This is a genomic window from Acinetobacter sp. CS-2 (assembly GCF_016599715.1).
Taxonomy (GTDB): Bacteria; Pseudomonadota; Gammaproteobacteria; order Pseudomonadales; family Moraxellaceae; genus Acinetobacter.
This window is the reverse complement of sequence record NZ_CP067019.1, coordinates 1,029,518-1,047,677: the sequence shown is the minus strand read 5'-3', so window position 1 is coordinate 1,047,677 and position 18,160 is coordinate 1,029,518. Positions and strand designations below refer to the sequence as shown.

General features: G+C 43.4%; 14 protein-coding genes and 4 tRNA genes. 10 read left to right on the top strand and 8 right to left on the bottom strand.

The window, feature by feature from the left end; genetic code table 11:
* Positions 1-94: 94 nt before the first annotated feature.
* From lldD to lldP, 3 genes are read right to left on the bottom strand one after another with little or no spacing between them, the layout of a single operon-like run.
* Entirely contained in the window at positions 95-1,246 is a 1,152-nt protein-coding gene (gene lldD, locus JFY49_RS04885) for an FMN-dependent L-lactate dehydrogenase LldD (RefSeq protein ID WP_200224127.1), read from the bottom strand.
* 2 nt (positions 1,247-1,248) lie between these two features.
* A complete protein-coding gene (lldR, locus tag JFY49_RS04880) occupies positions 1,249-1,992 on the bottom strand; it encodes a transcriptional regulator LldR (protein WP_086195132.1) in 744 nt (247 codons plus the stop codon).
* A 32-nt stretch (positions 1,993-2,024) separates the two neighbouring features.
* Positions 2,025-3,701 carry an L-lactate permease gene (gene lldP / locus JFY49_RS04875; RefSeq protein WP_200224117.1) on the bottom strand — a complete coding sequence of 559 codons (1,677 nt, stop codon included), beginning with the start codon at positions 3,699-3,701 and terminating at the stop codon, positions 2,025-2,027.
* Positions 3,702-4,450: 749 nt separating this feature from the next.
* Between lldP and argG the strand changes: the two genes are divergently transcribed.
* Positions 4,451-5,794 carry an argininosuccinate synthase gene (gene argG, locus JFY49_RS04870; RefSeq protein ID WP_200224115.1) on the top strand — a complete coding sequence of 448 codons (1,344 nt, stop codon included), beginning with the start codon at positions 4,451-4,453 and terminating at the stop codon, positions 5,792-5,794.
* A 56-nt stretch (positions 5,795-5,850) separates the two neighbouring features.
* Here the strand turns inward: argG and JFY49_RS04865 are convergent, their stop codons facing one another.
* Positions 5,851-7,128, bottom strand: coding sequence for a GGDEF domain-containing protein (locus JFY49_RS04865; RefSeq protein WP_086194956.1), 1,278 nt, complete (start codon positions 7,126-7,128; stop codon positions 5,851-5,853).
* A 148-nt stretch (positions 7,129-7,276) separates the two neighbouring features.
* Here JFY49_RS04865 and pyrC point away from each other — a divergent pair, with 148 nt between their 5' ends.
* From pyrC to JFY49_RS04820, 9 genes are all read left to right on the top strand, one after another.
* Positions 7,277-8,311, top strand: coding sequence for a dihydroorotase (pyrC, locus tag JFY49_RS04860; RefSeq protein WP_200224113.1), 1,035 nt, complete (start codon positions 7,277-7,279; stop codon positions 8,309-8,311).
* Positions 8,296-8,955 (top strand): ribonuclease T, encoded by a 660-nt coding sequence (gene rnt, locus JFY49_RS04855; RefSeq protein ID WP_180042727.1) that lies wholly within the window; start codon positions 8,296-8,298, stop codon positions 8,953-8,955. The genes pyrC and rnt overlap by 16 nt, the downstream gene beginning before the upstream one ends.
* A 20-nt stretch (positions 8,956-8,975) precedes the next feature.
* A tRNA-Glu gene (locus JFY49_RS04850) sits at positions 8,976-9,051 on the top strand.
* A gap of 329 nt (positions 9,052-9,380) precedes the next feature.
* Positions 9,381-9,542, top strand: a complete 162-nt coding sequence (locus JFY49_RS04845) for a hypothetical protein (protein ID WP_200224110.1) — start codon at positions 9,381-9,383, stop codon at positions 9,540-9,542.
* Between the two features lie 418 nt (positions 9,543-9,960).
* A tRNA-Glu gene (locus JFY49_RS04840) sits at positions 9,961-10,036 on the top strand.
* Between the two features lie 110 nt (positions 10,037-10,146).
* Complete coding sequence (locus tag JFY49_RS04835) at positions 10,147-11,565, top strand: amino acid permease (protein WP_200224108.1); 1,419 nt, start codon at positions 10,147-10,149, stop codon at positions 11,563-11,565.
* 81 nt (positions 11,566-11,646) lie between these two features.
* Positions 11,647-12,540, top strand: a complete 894-nt coding sequence (locus JFY49_RS04830; RefSeq protein WP_200224106.1) for a hypothetical protein — start codon at positions 11,647-11,649, stop codon at positions 12,538-12,540.
* 127 nt (positions 12,541-12,667) lie between these two features.
* A tRNA-Glu gene (locus JFY49_RS04825) sits at positions 12,668-12,743 on the top strand.
* 10 nt (positions 12,744-12,753) lie between these two features.
* Positions 12,754-12,829: transfer RNA gene (locus JFY49_RS04820), tRNA-Glu, on the top strand.
* Positions 12,830-13,154: 325 nt separating this feature from the next.
* Here the strand turns inward: JFY49_RS04820 and JFY49_RS04815 are convergent.
* The 4 genes from JFY49_RS04815 to JFY49_RS04800 all read right to left on the bottom strand — a co-directional run bounded on the left by JFY49_RS04815 (position 13,155) and on the right by JFY49_RS04800 (position 18,141).
* Entirely contained in the window at positions 13,155-14,399 is a 1,245-nt protein-coding gene (locus JFY49_RS04815) for an NADH:flavin oxidoreductase/NADH oxidase family protein (RefSeq protein WP_200224104.1), read from the bottom strand.
* Positions 14,400-14,499: 100 nt separating this feature from the next.
* Complete coding sequence (locus JFY49_RS04810) at positions 14,500-16,089, bottom strand: ABC transporter ATP-binding protein (RefSeq protein ID WP_200224792.1); 1,590 nt, start codon at positions 16,087-16,089, stop codon at positions 14,500-14,502.
* Positions 16,064-17,077, bottom strand: coding sequence for an ABC transporter permease (locus JFY49_RS04805; protein WP_180042731.1), 1,014 nt, complete (start codon positions 17,075-17,077; stop codon positions 16,064-16,066). Before JFY49_RS04805 ends, JFY49_RS04810 begins: the two co-directional genes overlap by 26 nt.
* The gene (locus JFY49_RS04800; protein WP_180042732.1) at positions 17,077-18,141 is read right to left on the bottom strand and encodes a microcin C ABC transporter permease YejB; all 1,065 of its coding nucleotides are present in this window, start codon (positions 18,139-18,141) and stop codon (positions 17,077-17,079) included. The genes JFY49_RS04805 and JFY49_RS04800 overlap by 1 nt, the downstream gene beginning before the upstream one ends.
* Positions 18,142-18,160 lie beyond the last annotated feature (19 nt).

The following is an 18,160-nucleotide window of genomic DNA, read 5'->3' as shown; positions in this document are numbered from 1 at the left end:
TGTTAAGTATGAAGTCCTGCCTCAAACAGTTGCGGATGACGTTTACGCGTATCAAATTCAAGCTTTGACTAAATTTAATATTCAAAATTATTATTTAAGCCAACTCTCTATCTAACTTCACCAAACAATCCGAAGTAATATCGGCAATGGTTTTGGCACCAGTCAGCGTCATTGCTACGCGCATTTCCTTATCAATCAATTCGAGCAGATTGGAAACACCCTCACCACCGGCAGCGCCCAGTGCATAAACAAAGGCACGACCCAACATACAGGTATCTGCACCCAAGGCCAGCATACGCACTACATCCAGACCATTACGGATACCCGAATCGGCTAGAATTTTAATATCACCTTTGACTGCATCGGCAATTGGCGGCAAAGCACGCGCGGAAGATAAAACACCATCCAGCTGACGGCCCCCATGGTTTGAAACCACAATACCATCTGCACCGAAACGTACTGCGTCTTTGGCATCTTCAGGGTCTAAAATACCCTTGATCACCATTGGACCATCCCAGAACTCACGAATCCATTCCAGATCTTTCCAGGAAATCGAGGGATCAAAGTTAGAACCTAACCAGCCAATATAATCTTCAAGACCCGTGGGTTTACCCAAGTATTTAGAAATATTGCCCAGGTCATGTGGGCGTCCCATCAAGCCCACATTCCAGGCCCAATGCGGATGGAAACAGGATTGCATATAACGGCGCATTGCTGCATTTGGCCCGCTCATACCCGAGTGGGCATCACGGTAACGCGCGCCCGGCACAGGCATATCTACTGTAAATACTAAGGTTGAGCAACCTGCCGCTTTGGCACGTTCCAGAGCATTTTTCATAAAACCACGGTCACGCAGCACATACAACTGGAACCACATTGGACGCTGAATTGCTGGAGCCACTTCTTCAATCGGACAAACTGAAACAGTAGACAGGGTAAAAGGAATGCCTTTTTTATCTGCCGCCACTGCCGCCTGCACTTCACCACGGCGGGCATACATCCCGGTCAAACCTACAGGTGACAAAGCCACGGGCATAGACAGGGTTTCATCAAACAGTTTGGTTTCCAGGCTTAACTGCGACATGTCATTCAGTACACGTTGTCTCAACGCAATTTTTGATAAATCTTCCACATTACGCTTCAGTGTATATTCCGCGTACGCACCACCATCAATGTAATGAAATAAAAACGGTGGCAAGCGGCGTCTAGCGGCTTCACGATAATCATTCGCAGAAGAAATAATCATGCTTATATCCTGTTTAATCTACTGGCACGCTGGCGACGAGCTTCTTCTTCATCAATCAAGCGTACCTGTTGTACTACAAACTCAATGTGTCCACAGACTGCACTGCGTGCAGCATCAGGATCACGGCGTTCAATTGCATCCATCACCTGAAAGTGCTGATCATGCAATTGATCAAAACGGTGCGATTCGCTATAGACTTTGCGTCGGCCCAAAACCACGTTGTATTTCAACAGGTCAAACAGGCTGCGCATCATCTGTATTAGCACTAAATTATGTGAGGCTTCGGCAATGGCTAAATGGAATTCAGCATCCGCTTTTGCTGACTGGTCATCATCCCCAATAGATTGATAATGGGCAATCCGATCGTAGCAGCGGCGAATATTTTCCAGGTCTGCTGCTGTGGCGCGCTGAGCGGCATACCAAGCAGTACCACCCTCTAAAACGCTACGGGCTTCCTGCACATCAAAACGGTAAGCTGGGTCCTGATCAATCAAATTGCTTAAAGGTTCTACAATTTGATGATTGGTCCAGGCGCTCGGTAGCAACTGCAAAAAGGTTCCCGAGCCTGCCTTGCTGAGCAACATACCCGTACTGACCAAATGCTGAATCGCTTCACGCAACGATGAACGCGACACCCCGAGCTGTTCACATAATTTACGTTCTGCAGGCAAACGGTCTCCAACCTGCATATTGCTCTGTTCAATCAACATACGGAGCTGCTGTACGGCTTGGTCGGAAACTTTCATCTGCATTTCTCTACTCTTGCATCAATTCCAGTTTATGGAATCATCCATGGGAACACATAGGCTTGTAATGTGATGATAATACCAATCATCACGGTAAAGGAGATACTGTGTTTCACGGTAAAGCGGAACAAATCAGATTCTTTACCTACCAGACCTACAGCCGCACAGGCAATTGCAATCGATTGAGGTGAAATCATTTTTCCGGTTACACCCCCACTGGTATTAGCTGCAACCAGCAGTACTTCCGGCACGCCAATCTGTTGTGCCGTGGTCGCCTGAAGTGCCGAGAACAGTGCATTGGCAGATGTGTCTGAACCGGTCAGGAACACGCCTATCCAGCCAAGGAATGGCGAGAAGAAAGTAAATGCCTGACCTGTATGTGCCAGCGCTAAAGCCAGCGTGGCCGACATGCCTGAATAGTTCGCAATAAAGGCAAAGGCCAGTACCATACCAATGGAATAAATAGGAATTTTCAATTCATTGATGGTTTCGCCAAAAGTGATGACAGCTGCTTTGGGCTTCATTTTCAGGAAAATGATGGTGATGATAGCGGCAATGAAAATGGCTGTGCCTGTGGCAGAAATCCAGTCAAATTTATAAATCGCATCGTAGTCCTTAATTTCAGGGACCACTGGCGGCATCTTCTGGATCAGCTGATGCAAATACGGCACCTTGATGGAAATCACCAGATCATGCAGAGCACCATCTTTGGCAAATAAATCCTTAAAGGGCTTGATACTCCAGATGGTGACCATCGCGGTTAAAATGGCAAATGGTGACCATGCCTTGGCAATTTGAGCAATGCTATATTTTTGCTGTTTTTGAGCTGCGAGCTGTTGAGCAGCTGATTCATCAACATTTGCATCTTGGTCTGCAAAACGGAAAATATGTTTCGGTTGCCAGAATTTAAGCAAAATTGTTAAAGAAATAAGTGAAGCAATTGCAGCGGTAATATCTGGCAGTTCAGGACCTACAAAGTTAGAGGTTAAATATTGTGCAAGTGCGAATGATCCACCTCCCACAATTACCGCTGGCCAGGTTTCTTTCACACCACGCCAGCCATCCATAATCGCCATAATCCAGAATAGAACAATGGGTACCATAAACGGTAACTGACGTCCGACCATCTGGCTAATTTCATGGGTATCTACACCTGAAACCTGCCCGGCCACGATAATGGGAATCCCCATTGCGCCGAAGGCAACCGGTGCAGTATTGACAATCAGACATAAGCCCGCTGCATATAAGGGTTTAAAACCTAATCCCACCAGCAATGCAGCAGTAATGGCAACCGGAGCACCAAAACCTGCCGCACCTTCCAGGAAAGTACCAAAGGCAAAACCCACAAAGAGCATTTGTAAGCGCTGATCTTCGGTAATTGACAAAATGGAGGAACGAATAATATCGAACTGTCCGGTTTTAACCGAAATTTTATACAGAAATACGGCGCCGAGGATAATCCAGGCAATGGGCCACAGGCCATAGAAAAAACCGTAAATCATCGATGCAAAAGCCATCACGACCGGCATCTGATAGGAAAATAATGAAACCAGCAGCGCAAGGATCACGGTAATTGTTCCCGCTACACTACCTTTCATGCGGAATACCGCAAGCGCTAAAAAGAAGAAAATGATGGGAATCAGGGCAATCAAACTGGAGAGCCAGATATTGCCCATAGGATCGTAAATCTGTTGCCATTGTTGAAGCATTGTCCTCTCCTTGAAATGCTTTTCCAGAATACAAAATGGTCTGATCACCTACCAATTAACATCTTAACTGGTATGACCAATAATCATTTAATTAAAAAAATATATCAATAAACTTTAAATATGCTACTTTTTAACCAAATAAAGATCAATAAGCAATTTCTTATTTAAAATTGGTCATACCAATATAATGCATGAAATATTTAAAATTTATACAGACTACACTGATTAAAATTCACTCAGATATTTTTAATTATTTCATTTTTATTATTTTTTTAGAAAAATAAAAAATCCGGGACAATCATCTAATACTTTAGTCGATAATATGGATTATTTGAATGATGATTACTCAAAGCAAAGCACTATTGATAACAAGCGTATTATAACAAGCATAGATACTGATCATTAGATCCTGGATAATTAGATACAAATAACAGGTGCGACAGAAAGCCATTCTGAGAGGAAATAAAATGTGCGGACATGTTGCAAGCGGTCAAACTTTCAATGTGCTGCTCAAAATTGTTATCCACCTTCCTTTTAACTCCTGTTTATAAGCCACAACTCTGCTCTGCTTCACGATTTAATCAAAATCTTTGCTTATAACCATATATTGAATCTATCAATTTCAAATTTTCAACGAGATTTTCTTTTGTAAAACCATTAGAAATAAAATAGTGCTACAATTGAAGAAATGTGTATTTTCTTGGGCCACCAAATTTCTCGGTGCCTATTTCATATCGTTAGGATTAACAATGTCTGATAATGCAACTATCTTGCAGAATGTCCCAGTAGGCAAAAAAGTTGGTATTGCCTTCTCTGGTGGTCTAGATACTTCAGCTGCTCTATTGTGGATGAAACAAAAAGGCGCAGAACCTTATGCTTATACAGCAAACCTGGGTCAGCCTGATGAAGACGACTATGATGCGATTCCGAAAAAAGCGGAAGCGTATGGCGCAGTAAAAGCTCGCTTGGTTGATTGCCGCTTACAACTTGCATTAGAAGGTATTGCTGCGATTCAATGTGGCGCTTTCCATATCAGCACTGGTGGTGTTCCTTACTTCAACACTACGCCATTGGGTCGTGCAGTAACCGGTACCATGCTTGTTACCGCAATGAAAGAAGATGATGTCAACATCTGGGGTGATGGTTCAACTTATAAAGGTAACGACATTGAACGTTTCTACCGTTATGGCTTGTTGACTAATCCTGCGCTTAAAATTTACAAACCCTGGTTAGACCAAACCTTTATTGATGAGCTTGGTGGTCGTGCGGAAATGTCACAATTCCTGATCGACAACGGCTTTGACTATAAAATGTCAAAAGAAAAAGCTTACTCAACTGACTCAAACATGCTGGGTGCGACTCACGAAGCGAAAGATCTTGAATACTTAAATGCCGGTATCAAAATCGTTGACCCAATCATGGGCGTTGCATTCTGGAAAGAAGAAGTCGAAATCAAACCTGAAGAAGTATCAATTACTTTTGAAGAAGGTTTCCCTGTTGCGATTAACAGTCAACGCATTGAAGATCCAGTTGAGTTCATTCTTGAAGCCAACCGTATCGGTGGTCGTCACGGTCTCGGTATGTCTGACCAGATCGAAAACCGTATCATCGAAGCGAAATCTCGCGGCATTTATGAAGCACCAGGTATGGCACTTCTTCACATCGCTTACGAGCGTCTTGTGACTGGTATTCATAACGAAGACACCATTGAACAATACCGTATCAACGGTCTGCGTTTAGGTCGTTTATTGTATCAAGGTCGCTGGTTCGATTCTCAAGCGCTGATGCTTCGTGAAACTGCACAGCGCTGGGTAGCGAAAGCCATCACAGGTACCGTGACTTTAGAGCTTCGTCGCGGTAATGACTACACAATTATGAACACTGAATCGCCTAACCTTACTTATGAAGCTGAGCGTTTGACGATGGAGAAAGGTGATTCTATGTTTAGTCCTGCTGACCGTATTGGTCAATTGACTATGCGTAACCTTGACATTACCGATACTCGTGCAAAATTGGGTATCTATACAGGTGCAGGCTTACTTTCTGTAGGCACAGGTTCAGCTGTTCCTCAATTAAAAGACAAAAACAAATAAGTTTGTTTTAGGTCAAAAAAACCGCTCAAAAGAGCGGTTTTTTTTATCTGACCTGTTTATGATTTTATAAATTCAGTTGCAGCGATATTGGAACGGAGAGATTGATAATAAATCTGGTTACGGCCTAAATTCTTGGCACGATATAAAGCCTGATCAGCAATTTTTAATAACTCTTCTTTGCTTAGCTCAGCTTCGCCATAATAAACAGTAATTCCTAAACTAATGGTAATAAAATCGGAGATTGAAGATTTCTCGTGAGGAATTTCTAGACGCTCGATGGCCTTATAGATATTTGACGCTACGGCATAGGCACCATGAGCATCTGTTTCAGGCAGTAGTACCACAAACTCTTCCCCACCATATCGTGCAACAAAATCCATATGCCGAATGGCATTTTTAATCGATTTGGCGATAGAGGAAATCACATCATCGCCTTTCTGATGCCCATAAAAATCGTTGTAGTTTTTAAAAAAATCAATATCAATAAACAGGATCGCCAAAGTACTTCGTTCTTGACGGGTTTGCTGGTAAAACACTTCCATCATTTCATCGAAACTACGACGGTTTGAGATTTTAGTCAGGTCATCATGCTGACTTAAATGCAATAATTCCGAATTATGAATCCGATGCATTTTTTCACTAATTTTGGTTCGCATTGTAAACAGATAAATCATTCGTTCACGCGCAAAAATCATATGACTAATCACATAACCAAACACACAACTGCCAAAAAGAATACGACCAAGTACTACGGCATCAAAATCAACATGAAGCAGAAAAAACAGAATGACTGTCAGCGAAGCCGCTAAAAATCCGGTCATCAACATCTGAAATGGTTTTACCCCGGAAATAAGGGAACCCATGATGTAAATCATGCATAGAATGGCCATACCTTGTTGGCGTAAGGCAACAGTTTCTACGGTCAAAGTCAACCAGGACATGGAAATCATGGCCCAAAACATAAGCACCATGGAAGCCAGAGAAAAATAGGGACGCAATTTGGGAAAATGTGAAAAAGAAAATAAAATCAGCAGGCATACAGCACCATTGGCCAAACCTAGGCTACAGTTCAGAAAATCATGCCTGATATACTGTTTGTCAATCACCCAGTAGTCGCTGGGCAAAATCACCAGAATAAAAATAAAGTAAGATAAAACGCCGCCCCACAGATATTTTTGTACATGCTTACGGGCACGCTCCAAATTTTTCGACCAAAATTCCTGTTCCATTTTTTTGGGAAAAACCTGACCTATACGCTGACTTTGCCGTATAATCAGCTCTTCTATTTTTTCTTTATCATATTGTAATTTCGCTAGATTATACTTGGATTCCATTGCCCATTTCTTAATTCTTTTAGTTACTAAAAATAACATATTTTTCTTATTTAGAATTATGTATATATAACCATTTGTCTGTAATTCTCGTTACCATTTTCACACTTTATGGATTATCATCTGTTTTATTTCTTCGATTGAAATGGCCTTGAATACAATCACTCTTCTCCAGCCAGATGATTGGCATGCTCACTTACGTGACGGTTTATCTTTAAAACGCACAGTTCCCGATCTTGCCAAGCAGTTTGCTCGTGCTATCTGCATGCCAAATACTGTACCTCCCATCAAAACAGTTGAGGAAGCATTGGCTTATCGCGAACGCATTATGGCGCATGTCCCTGAAGGTGTCGCATTTGATCCACGTATGGTGCTTTACTTTACCGACCAGACTCAACCAAGCGAAGTCAAAAAAATTAAAGAATCTGAGCATGTCAATGCCATCAAGCTGTATCCAGCCGGTGCAACCACAAATTCAGACAATGGCGTCAGTGATATCAGTAAAGTCTATGCAGTGATTGAACAGCTTGAAGAACATCAGGTGCCATTGTTGCTTCACGGTGAAGTCACCCACAATCATGTCGATATTTTTGACCGTGAAAAACGCTTTTTAGATGAAGTACTTTCACCGCTTTTAAAACAGTTTCCAAAGCTTAAATTGGTTTTAGAACACATTACCACAAGCGATGCTGCACATTTTGTACTTGAACAGGACCGCAATGTGGCTGCTACCATTACCCCACAGCACTTACTGTTCAACCGTAATGATATGCTGGTAGGTGGTATTAAACCGCATTTCTATTGTTTGCCGATTTTAAAGCGTCAAAGCCATCAGCAAACATTACTTGAAGTTGCAACCAGTTCTAATCCCAAGTTTTTCCTGGGTACAGACAGCGCGCCGCATTCAAAAAATGCCAAAGAAAATGCCTGTGGCTGTGCCGGTTGCTATAGCGCCCCTACCGCAATTGAATTATATGCTCAGGCTTTTGATCAGGTAGGTCGACTGGACCGTCTGGAAGGTTTTGCCAGCCATTTCGGTGCGGACTTCTATGGTCTGCCGCGCAATACCAATAGCATTACCTTGGTCAAAGAAGAGCAAGTTATTCCGGAAAGTTTAGACTATTTGGATGGTGAACAGATTATCCCATTGTATGCGGGTAAGACCATCCAATGGAGAAAAGTGTGACAGATGAAACCACACCAGTAATTGGTCAGCGTTTCCGTGGATTTTTACCTGTTGTTGTCGATGTCGAGACAGCAGGTTTTAACTCACAGACCGATGCCTTACTGGAAATCGCAGCAATCCCAATCATTTATAATGAAAAAGGCCAATTTGTACCTGGTGAAGCGCACCATGCACATATTAATCCTTTTGCAGGGGCGAATTTAGACCGCCGTTCTCTGGAATTTATTGGTATAGATCCGTCAAACCCAATGCGCATTGCCATGGCGGAAGATGAAAAAAGTGCATTAAAACGCATTTTCAAATCGGTCAATGAAGTTCGTCGGCAGCAAAACTGTACCCATGCCGTTTTGGTCGGTCACAATGCACATTTCGATTTGGGCTTTGTACAAGCGGCTATTGCCCGTACAGGGACCAAAAATCAAAACCCTTTTCACAGTTTTTCGGTGTTTGATACTGTGACTTTAAGTGCCGTGATGTTTGGTCAGACCGTACTGGCAAAATCATGTATTCAGGCTGGAATTGAGTTCGATGGTAAGGAAGCACACTCTGCTTTATACGACACTCAAAAAACGGCTGAACTGTTTTGCTATATTTTGAACAAACTCGCACCCCATCTACTTGACACCTTGATGGCGGATCAATAAGATACCGCCATCTTCTAAACGTCCCTATCGTCTAGAGGCCTAGGACATCGCCCTTTCACGGCGGTAACCGGGGTTCGAATCCCCGTAGGGACGCCATCTATTTTTCTTATTTATTCTTCAATTTTTCTATCCTATTTATTTAGCTATTCATTTATTTTTAGTTTTTTAATGCCCCCTCATTTTTATACATGAAAAGCATTTTGAGCTTCAAAGCCTCCATTCGTATATTGAAAAAACGAACCACCCAAAAACCACCATAAGCTCGAGTGAATCACCGAACATTATTTCTAAAATTACTCATCCTATCCTGAATATTCATTTTCAAAGCTTGATTTTTAAAGTTTAGCCTTAAGCGCTACAGCACCCTTTTTTTATCACCATTTGCATGCTAAGTTCACTCTATTGAAATCAATGACCCTGAAATCATGTTGAAAAAAGCTTTTATTGTTTTAATCATTCTTCTTCCCTCAGCTTTATATTTATATATCGTCAGCAAAGATAAATCTCCAGACAAAGATTCATCAATCACGCCAGCAGCAGCTCCAGCACAAGAGCAACCTCAAAAATATCAAACACCAGACCACTAATTTGTGGTCTTTTTAATTTAAAGCCACCCTCAACCCGTCTGAATTATCAAAAACTTTGATTTATTTAAAATTCACCTAACCTACAGTTAAAATAATACGTTCAATTTATTATTTATCTTATGCACTATTATCAGTCTTCGCAGTATTCGTCTACTGGAAAACCTAAGCCATCGCTAAACAGAGAGATCACAACGGACCATCTGTTTCAGTTATTCCTAGACGGTGCATTAATACAAGTTATATCGTGCTAAAAATTCATACTGTTTTAAAGCGACAGATCAAGTAGCGTTTTAAAAACGGCACTTTTATATTTTTTACTTGTCATTTTTTATGCAGTTAATTCAATATTTTAAAAATAACGCAATTACAGGTTTGACAGCTTTATTAAAAATCCATAATATACGCATCACCTCCTAACGACCCTATCGTCTAGAGGCCTAGGACATCGCCCTTTCACGGCGGTAACCGGGGTTCGAATCCCCGTAGGGTCGCCATATATCGTGCTATACGATCATTCAAGCTTCAACACTTATCATTATTGCATTGCAGATTTGTAGTTTTTCACTACAATAACTCGCTTCATTTTTCTTTTTATTTTTCTCTTATGCAGTCATCTCATACTCCGAATGATGCTACGCATCAGGGCAATTCTGCGCCTTTAAAACGCGCTATGAGTACTCGACACCTGGTCATGATTTCGCTAGGCGGCGCAATCGGAACGGGGTTATTTTTAGGTTCGGGTGAAGTCATTGCACAAACGGGGCCTGTAGGTGCCATCATCTCCTATGTATTAGGCGGTTTAATTGCCTATGCAGTCATGCTTTGCCTGGGCGAACTTGCGGTGCACATGCCCGAATCAGGTTCGTTTGGTACCTATGCACGCAGATATATTGGTCCAGGTACCGGTTATATGATTACTTGGTTGTACTGGCTGACCTGGACTGCCACCCTTGGAACCGAATTTACTGCCGCAGCCTTGCTGATGCAGGAATGGTTTCCGGAAATTTCAGTCTGGATCTGGACCCTCGTTTTTGCAGCCATTGTTTTTGGGCTCAATATGAGTTCAACAAAGTTATTTGCAGAGTCTGAATTCTGGCTATCTCTGGTCAAAGTCGTGACCGTAATTAGCTTTATTATTCTCGGCTTATTGGCAATTTTTGGTGTGCTTTCCTTTCAGGGTCACAGCTCCGCGCCTTTATTTAGCAACATTACGGCTCAGGGCTGGTTTCCTCAAGGCTTATTTCCAATTTTCGCCACCATGCTGATTGTCAACTTTGCCTTCTCCGGAACTGAACTGATTGGTGTTGCCGCAGGTGAAACTCAGGACCCGGCTAAAAACGTACCCAAAGCCATCAATGCTGCCATCTGGCGATTACTGATTTTCTTTGTCGGTACCATTGTGGTGATTAGCGCGCTGTTACCGCATCAGATGGCGGGCTTGGGGGCTGAAGGTGTCAGTAGCAGTCCGTTTGTAACGGTATTTACTTATATTGGTATTTCACATGCGGAAGATATCATCCGCTTTGTGATTATCACTGCGCTATTATCGGCAGCCAACTCGGGTTTGTATGCCGCATCCCGCATGATGTGGTCTTTATCTGACAAAAAGCAGTTACCTGCCGTGTTCTCTAAAGTGAACCACCGTGGCATTCCTTTTGTGGCGATTATTGTCACCATGCTTGGTGCGATTCCGGGGTTATTGTCAGAGCAGTTTGCACCGGAAACCATCTTCAAGAACCTGCTTGGTGTAGCTGCATTTACTATGGTGGTGGTCTGGATGAGCATTTGCTTAAGTCAGTTCAATTTCCGTCGTCAGTGGTATAAGGCCGGTCATACCGTGCAAGAGCTAGGCTTTGCAGCACCGCTGTTCCCGATTGTACCGATTCTAGGTTTTGTGTTCTGTTTTATTACCTGTATCAGTATGGCAGCAGATCCGGAAATGCTGGCCGGCTTTATTGGCTGCCTGCTGTTTATTGCGGGTTGTTATCTCAGTTATCATGTTTTCTACCGAAAGCAAAACTAACACAGAAAAGGAGTGGTCAAGTACCGCTCTTTTTTTTAAGCTCAATAAAGATAATCACTTCTACAAAAGCTCTGACCATGTATGAAAATCATTTTTATTCACGGCATGAATCAACAGAATTACGATCAACCTTCATTAAAACAGCATTGGCTATCCGCTTTTCAGACAGGCCTACGCAATTCCCGGCAAAATATTGATCTTAACGCTCTGGAAGTGCGCTTTCCTTTTTATGGCGACTTGCTCAGCAAACATCATTTATATAACAGCCTGGATCTGGAGACCTTTTTACCCAAGTCCATCTCCCATTTACATCTTCCCTTTCATTTAAAACATAACACTACCATTGTCCCGGAACAGCATCCCTGTGCGAGCAGATTACCAAGTATAAATCCCGAATGCTCTGAGTCATTCACTCAGCGATTAGTCCTCATTAGCGCACTCACCAGAGATCATGCATTTAAGGAACTGGCACTATTTCTGAATCATTATCCCAAGCTGCATGAAACATTTATTCATAAATTCCTGATTGAAACCTATTTATATTTATCTAACCCCGATTTCATGCATGAAGTTCACCATCGGATCATGTCTTATCTACATCCCGAGCTAGATCATATTATTGTGGCGCATTCCCTCGGTTCGGTCATTACCTACAACCTGCTGCATCAATATCCACATTTTAGAATTCAGCGCTTTATTACCTTAGGCTCTCCCCTGGCTTTTAGAGTCATTCAGGAAAAACTCGTCACCCCGATTTCCAGACCACTCCAACTGCAGGGTGACTGGTTTAATTTTTATTCACCCGATGATTTTTTGACTGCTTTTCCTTTATCAGAAGCACCTTTCAATTTTCAGCCACCCATCATTAACCAGGCAATTACTACATCTTTTTATAATCCTCACAGTATTATCGGTTACTTACAGCATCCAGCGGTGATCAACAGCATCATTGAGGGTTTAAGCGCAGAAAAATAGTGATTTTCAAAACACATTTCACACATTTGTTTTATTTTTATTCAGTTGAGTCCATTTTTAAACATTATCCCGGAAAAAGGTTTGACAGGGTGTCCTATCCACCCTATTATACGCCCACCTCTGAAACGTCCCTATCGTCTAGAGGCCTAGGACATCGCCCTTTCACGGCGGTAACCGGGGTTCGAATCCCCGTAGGGACGCCAATACTTAGATGACCCTATCGTCTAGAGGCCTAGGACATCGCCCTTTCACGGCGGTAACCGGGGTTCGAATCCCCGTAGGGTCGCCATATTCAAGATAGCAATATCTCAACAAAAAAGCCTGATCATCATGAATCAGGCTTTTTTGTTTTTAAATAGAGTGAATTTCAACATTGCTTGATCTTTGCTACACATCTAAACATCTAAAAAAATAACTATTTAGCAGGTGATCATTTTAGGCGTGTAGATCTGTTGTTTTGGTTTCCACTCTTGGCCTGCATGCAATCAAATACGGCATTTGCAGCGTTATCTGCAACAGATCCAAAGCAGACCTGCCTTTTAACGTACATTGGAAAAAGGACAATGGTCTGCTGTGCAGTTTCAGTCTTACTGGTCTAAAGCCTACTCATCCCATTAAGCACTACGGCGTGAATTAATCTGCCCTTTAATAATCGCGGTAATATTGTTTTTGGCATATTTCAAAAAAACTTTCAGCGGTGACAGTTTTGGATTTGGACGTTTACCACGTGCAATATCTTTAAACTGTGCGGCATACCAGATGATTTCCATAATTGCCATCTTGTCGACCATGGGAATGCCGGTTTTGATTTTATCCACCGCATAACGTACATCCTGTCCCGCAATCAGACGATCGGTTAGATCAGTTTCCACTGCCAATGGGCGGGCAATACCAATAAAATCACAGGCTCCACTGTCGAGTGCCGCATTCATACCCGCTACGGTACGAAAACCACCAGTCACCATTAAATGACACTTCACTTCTTTACGAATCTTCTCGGCAAAATCGAGGAAATAGGCTTCACGGGCAATGGTACTGGCTTTGCGCTTATCCTCTTTCGCGCCCGCCATAGCCGGAGCTTCATAGGTTCCGCCAGAAATCTCAATCAGATCGATTCCAACAGCATCTATGGCTTTAAAGACCGCAACTACTTCATCTTCGGTAATGCCGCCACGCTGGAAATCAGCCGAGTTCAGTTTCACGGAAATGATAAATTGATCCGAGGTTGCCGCACGGACAGCCTTATAAATTTCCAGCAGGAAGCGCATCCGGTTTTCAATCGGACCACCCCATTGATCCTGACGTTTGTTGGTCAATGGCGATAAAAACTGGCTGATCAGATAACCATGTGCCCCATGCAACTGTATGCCTTCAAAGCCAGCTTTTTCGCAGATTTGTGCAGAAATGGCAAAACGCTGGATAATGTCGAGAATCTCATCTTCACGTAATTCACGTGGTGTGCCAAAGGTGGTTGCCAGCGCAGGAGAAAAAGATACAGCCGAAGGTGCTACGGTTTCCCTGTTTAAACCTTTGGGACACTGACGGCCGGGATGGGACAATTGCACCAGTTGCACCATGCCATATTTCTTGCCGAGCGTTGCCCATTGCTGTAGCTTGGCCAAATCGCGTTCTGACTCAATCACCACCACGCCCGGTTCATTTTTGGCTCGAACATCCACCATGACATTACCGGTAATGGCACAGCCCAAACCACCTTTGGCCCAGGTTTCATAAAGATTAAAATGCAACTGGCTGGGCTGACCTGCGTCATTTGCCAAGGCTTCACTCATTGCGGCTTTGATTATTCTGTTTTTAAAAGTGATATTTCGAATGGTAATGGCTTCAGCAAGATGGCTCATCTCTCAATCCTGACTTATTTGTATTTATATAGAGTGAAAACTCTAACCTGAATATACAATTCGTCAATAGGCTATTTGACAATATGACTTGTCAGTAGTTTTAAACATACTGACTTGCTTCGATTAATTGACGGGTATATTCAGTTTGCGGATTTAAAAACAGCTGCTCAGTCGTTTGAAATTCCATGACCTGCGCACGACGTAATACCAGCACTTTCTGACACAGGGCTTTGACCACTTGCAGGTCATGGCTGATAAACAGATAACTGATCTGATGCTCTTGCTGCAAACGTCTGAGTAATTTCACTATGGCGCGCTGCGTGGTACGGTCCAGCGCCGAGGTCGGTTCATCCAGTATCAGCAGTTTAGGATTCAACACCAAAGCGCGTGCCAAGGCGACACGCTGACGTTGTCCACCTGACAGCTCATGTGGATAACGAGTTCTAAAGCTGATCGGCAATTCTACTTTTTCCAGTGCTTCATCAATCCGCTGAGATATGTCTGTAGCAGAAAGTTTTTTTAAGCCCAAGCCTTCACCAATGGTTTGCTCGACATTCAAACGCGGATTCAAACTGCTAAACGGGTCTTGAAACACCATCTGAAATTCGGCACGTAAAGGCCGTAACTGTTTTTCATTGCATTGGTTTAAATCGGTACCGAGCAGCACAATTTCACCGTCACTTTTGATCAAACGGCTAATAGCCAAAGCCAGTGAACTTTTACCTGAACCGCTTTCACCGACAATACCAATCGATTCACCTTGGGCTAATTGTAAGTCCAAAGGCTCGACCGCAATAAAATAGTCTTTGACCCAGTTGAGTAATCCCTGCTTGATCGGGAACTTCACCGCAACCTGCTTTAAGGTCAATAAATTTTCAGCTTCTGGAATGTGTAGCGCCTCACCAAAATCATGATTCAGTAAATCTCGGGTATAGGCCTGTTTCGGATATTGAAATATTTCCGCTACGCTGCCCTGTTCTTCTACTACACCTTTGTTCATTACAATGACCTGATCGGCATAGCGACGTACCAGATTAAGATCATGGCTGATCAGAATCATCGCCATATTTCGGCTTTGCTGCAAAGATTTAAGCAGTTTTAAAATCTGTGCTTGCAAGGTAACATCCAGTGCTGTGGTCGGCTCATCGGCAATCAGAATGTCCGGATCTAAGGCCAGTGCCATGGCAATCATCACGCGCTGCCGCTGTCCGCCAGAAAGCTCATGCGGATAACGGCGCAATTTCTCTTCAGGGTCGGGAATGCCGACATCTTTTAATAATTCAATAATTCGTGCTTTGGCCTTTTGTTTGGACCAGCCTTGCAGCAATAAGGTTTCACCAATAATTTTTTCCACCCTGTGCAAGGGATTTAAAGCCGTCATCGGTTCCTGAAAAATCATGGCAATTTTCTGGCCACGAATTTGTCGTAACTGTTCAGTTTTCAGTGCCAGTAGATTTTGCTGTCCCAATAAGGCCTGACCTTGAATCTTCAAAGTACTGGGTAACAGTCCGAGTAAAGCCAAACTGCTAATCGACTTACCCGAACCACTTTCACCGACCAGTGCAACGGTTTCACCGGCATGCAACTGAAAATTCAGGTCAGCTACCAGCACATGCTCTGCTTGCCGGATATTTAAATGCTGCACGCTTAACAAGGCTTGCGGATTATTGGCGTCTTGGATCGAATGCATCACGTGTCGCCTCCCCAATATAAATCAGTAAAGATAGGACAATGGCCAGAGTAAAGAAGCCGGATAGTGCCAGCCATGGTGAATTCAGGTTGGATTTACCCTGCAACAACAGCTCGCCTAAAGAGGCTGCATCCGGTGGTAAACCGTAGCCTAAAAAGTCCAATGCCGTCAGTGCAGTGATGTTGGCTGTGAGCATAAAAGGGAGCTGTGACAGGCTGGAACTCATGGCATTGGGCAAGATGTGGCGCAGCATAATGGTTCGGTCTGTGACGCCCAGACTACGTGCGGCACGGACGTAGTCCAGATGACGCGCCTTTAAAAATTCCGCACGTACCAGACCGACCAAAGTGGTCCAGCCAAATAACAGCATGATCAGAAACAGCCAGTAGACGTTTGGAGTAAACATGCTGACCAGAATCATCACCATGAATAGCATCGGCAAACCGCCCCATACCTCCAGGATACGCTGTCCCAATAAATCGACCCAGCCACCGTAATAGCCCTGAATCGCACCTACAGCAATACCTAAAAGCGCTGATGCAATTGTGAGTGCAAAACCAAATAGCAGTGAAACCCTCAAACCATATAGAATACGGGCCAATACATCACGTCCCTGATCATCGGTACCTAACCAGTTTTGCGAGGTCGGTGCAGATGGCACCGGTACTGCCAGTTCCAAATTGGGTGTTTGATAGGAATATTGAATCAGTGGCCAGATCGCCCAGCCTTTTTCATCAATCAATTGCTGCACGACCGGGTCTTTATAATCAGCTTCAGTTTCAAACACCCCGCCAAAAGTCGTTTCTGGATAAGACTTGAACACCGGCACATACAGTGAATGTTTATAGCTTACCAACAGCGGTTTATCGTTGGCAATCAGTTCAGAAGCCAGCGACAACACAAAAATCACGGCAAAAAGGATTAAGCAGCCAAAACCGAGTTTATTTTCCTGAAAGCGTTTCAGGCGTGCTTGCATTAACGGGGACATTATTCAGCACCTCGCGAATCAAAATTAATCCGCGGGTCAATCACCTGATACAGCACATCACTGATTAATCGCAGAATCAGACCCAGCAAGGTAAATAAGAACAGGGTTCCGAAAATAACCGGATAATCACGCTGCTGGATGGCTTCAAAGCCCAGCAGCCCCAAACCATCCAGATTGAAGATAATTTCAATAAACAGGTTGCCAACAAAGAAAATCCCGATCAGCGCTTCAGGCAAACCGGCAATCACTATAAGCATGGCATTACGAAAAACATGACCATAGAGTACCCGTGATTCTGTCAGGCCTTTAGAGCGCGCTGCCAGTACATACTGCTTGTTTAATTCTTCCATAAAGGAATATTTGGTCAGATAGGTCAACCCAGCAAAACCGCCAATCACCATCGCCAGTAAAGGCAAGGTCATATGCCAGAAATAGTCTTTGATTTTGCCCAGCCAGCTTAGACTGTGAAAATTTTCCGATACCAAACCTTGCAGCGGGAACCACTGAAAATAGGAACCACCGGCAAAGAACACAATCAGTAACACCGCAAATACAAAGGCAGGCACGGCATAACCAATCGCCAGTAACAGCGAAGTAGATTTATCAAACAGCATGCCATGCTGACGGGCTTTTTTAATGCCTAAGGGAATAGACACCAGATAAATCAGCAAAGTGCTCCATAAACCCAAAGACAGGGACACAGGCATTTTTTCCCACAACAATTGCGTCACCGGCTTGTCTTTAAAAAAACTGCTGCCGAAATCGAAGCTGGCATAACTTTTCAGCATGTCCCAGAAGCGGATGTGCGCAGGCTGATCAAAGCCGTATTGGGCTTTAATCTTTTCCACCATTTCTGCACTTAAACCTTTTGCTCCCTGATAATTATTTTTTGCAGCAGCAGTTTCGCCACCCGTTGCACCCAGGCCCTGAAAAGCTTCTGCCTGTTGAATGGCTTGCTCAACCGGTCCACCCGGCGCAATCTGGATCACCACAAAGTTAATCAACAAAATGAAAAACAGCGTTGGAATAATCAGCAGCAGTCTTTTTAATATATATATGCCCATCGAAACAGTGTTCCCTGTG

What these genes read in the sequence shown, in the direction of transcription:
- JFY49_RS04865 (WP_086194956.1), bottom strand. Translation starts at nt 7,128, where the DNA reads ATGGAATCCAAGTATAATCTAGCGAAATTACAATATGATAAAGAAAAA.
- JFY49_RS04810 (WP_200224792.1), bottom strand. Translation starts at nt 16,089, where the DNA reads ATGCATTCGATCCAAGACGCCAATAATCCGCAAGCCTTGTTAAGCGTG.
- lldR (WP_086195132.1), bottom strand. Translation starts at nt 1,992, where the DNA reads ATGAAAGTTTCCGACCAAGCCGTACAGCAGCTCCGTATGTTGATTGAA.
- JFY49_RS04835 (WP_200224108.1), top strand. Translation starts at nt 10,147, where the DNA reads ATGCAGTCATCTCATACTCCGAATGATGCTACGCATCAGGGCAATTCT.
- JFY49_RS04800 (WP_180042732.1), bottom strand. Translation starts at nt 18,141, where the DNA reads ATGGGCATATATATATTAAAAAGACTGCTGCTGATTATTCCAACGCTG.
- JFY49_RS04830 (WP_200224106.1), top strand. Translation starts at nt 11,647, where the DNA reads ATGAAAATCATTTTTATTCACGGCATGAATCAACAGAATTACGATCAA.
- JFY49_RS04845 (WP_200224110.1), top strand. Translation starts at nt 9,381, where the DNA reads ATGTTGAAAAAAGCTTTTATTGTTTTAATCATTCTTCTTCCCTCAGCT.
- rnt (WP_180042727.1), top strand. Translation starts at nt 8,296, where the DNA reads ATGGAGAAAAGTGTGACAGATGAAACCACACCAGTAATTGGTCAGCGT.
- lldD (WP_200224127.1), bottom strand. Translation starts at nt 1,246, where the DNA reads ATGATTATTTCTTCTGCGAATGATTATCGTGAAGCCGCTAGACGCCGC.
- JFY49_RS04815 (WP_200224104.1), bottom strand. Translation starts at nt 14,399, where the DNA reads ATGAGCCATCTTGCTGAAGCCATTACCATTCGAAATATCACTTTTAAA.
- lldP (WP_200224117.1), bottom strand. Translation starts at nt 3,701, where the DNA reads ATGCTTCAACAATGGCAACAGATTTACGATCCTATGGGCAATATCTGG.
- JFY49_RS04805 (WP_180042731.1), bottom strand. Translation starts at nt 17,077, where the DNA reads ATGTCCCCGTTAATGCAAGCACGCCTGAAACGCTTTCAGGAAAATAAA.
- argG (WP_200224115.1), top strand. Translation starts at nt 4,451, where the DNA reads ATGTCTGATAATGCAACTATCTTGCAGAATGTCCCAGTAGGCAAAAAA.